Origin of the sequence: Mesorhizobium sp. M7A.F.Ca.US.011.01.1.1, from assembly GCF_003998295.1 — a bacterium.
Taxonomy (GTDB): Bacteria; Pseudomonadota; Alphaproteobacteria; order Rhizobiales; family Rhizobiaceae; genus Mesorhizobium.
The window spans coordinates 1-1,257 of sequence record NZ_RZRT01000176.1; the positions used below are offsets into that span (position 1 = coordinate 1).

Annotated in this window: 2 protein-coding genes; both read right to left on the reverse strand. The window is 57.1% G+C overall.

Going from position 1 to position 1,257, the window contains the following annotated elements:
- Window positions 1–675, reverse strand: a 675-nt coding sequence (locus EOA13_RS37135) for an ABC transporter permease (protein WP_164780637.1), incomplete at its 3' end; no start/stop codon positions are given.
- 13 nt (window positions 676–688) lie between these two features.
- Window positions 689–1,257 (reverse strand): ATP-binding cassette domain-containing protein (locus EOA13_RS37140; protein ID WP_164780639.1); only part of this gene is annotated, 569 nt, incomplete at its 5' end.

Below are 1,257 nucleotides of genomic sequence, written 5' to 3' on the forward strand. Positions count from 1 at the left end.
CGCCGAAGAGATGGCAAAAACAGTCATTCGGATCGCTAGCACGTTGACGCCCGACATCATGGCGGCTCGTTCTCCCGTACCAAGCGCGAAGATGTCGCGCCCAAGTCGGGTGAAGTGCATCGCAAGCGCGAGCAGGATGACGACAGCGGCGAGAACAAAGATGCTGTTGGGAAAAATGCCCACGCTTCCAGAAATGTAGTCGACCAAGAGGTCGCCCGGACTAATCGGCTGGGCTACTGAGTCGGAAATGTACAAGGCGAGCCCGGACAGGATGCCAAGCGCGCCGAGCGTCACGATGAACGAAGGCAATCTAAAGTAGACATGAACGAAGCCCTGTGCAGCTCCCAGAAGGAGAGCAATTAGCACGATGGCGATGCCCGTATAGTCTCCCAAGATTGGACCCAGCGAGACGAGCAGAACTCCTGTGAGCGAAACAGTTCCCGCGACCGACAGGTCGATGCTGCCCGTCAGGATTGGGAAGGTGGCGCCGACCACCAGGATCACCAATGGTGCCGCATCGACGAGGAAATTCGCGAGCGCGCCTTGAGACAGCACGCCCGGAGACATGGCCGATCCCATCACGATAAGCAAAACGAGAACCAGTGTCGGGAGAGACGCACGCAGGATCGCTGCAATGTCGGCGCGATGCCCTGAGGTTTCTTCTTGGATTGTCATTTGAATAACCTTTCTACACCATCGCAGCGACGATCTCGCCTTCAGTGGGAGTGTCACCACCTGAGAGGTCGTATTTCTGAACAACGCGGCCGTCCTTCATCACGAGAACTTTGTCTGAGAGTTCGAGGATCTCGGCCGTGGTGTCGCCGACGAAAATGACAACGAGCCCATCTGACGCGCTATTTCTGATCGCATCGAACAAATCGTCGCGCGCTCCGGGATCAAGACCGCGGGTCGGGTGATCCAGAAGGAGCACCTTTAGCCGGCGTCCCATTAGCCATTTGCCCATGACAACTTTCTGCTGGTTGCCGCCACTGAGCGCTTCGATATTCACCTTCGCGGAAGGTGTCTTGACCTTGAGTCGCTTCAGCCAGCTTTCGGTGACGCGCCGTTCCTGGCGTCGGTCGATGAAGAGATTGTGTCTGCCATAGTCGAGGCCGAATGTGATGGCCATGTTCTCGATGAGAGAGCGCCCGCGCATCATGCCCTCCAAGCGACGGTTGGACGGAAGGTATCCGACACCGTTCGCAATCGCCTCTCGGGGACCTCCAATACTCGATTTTTTGCCACCAAGTTCGACTG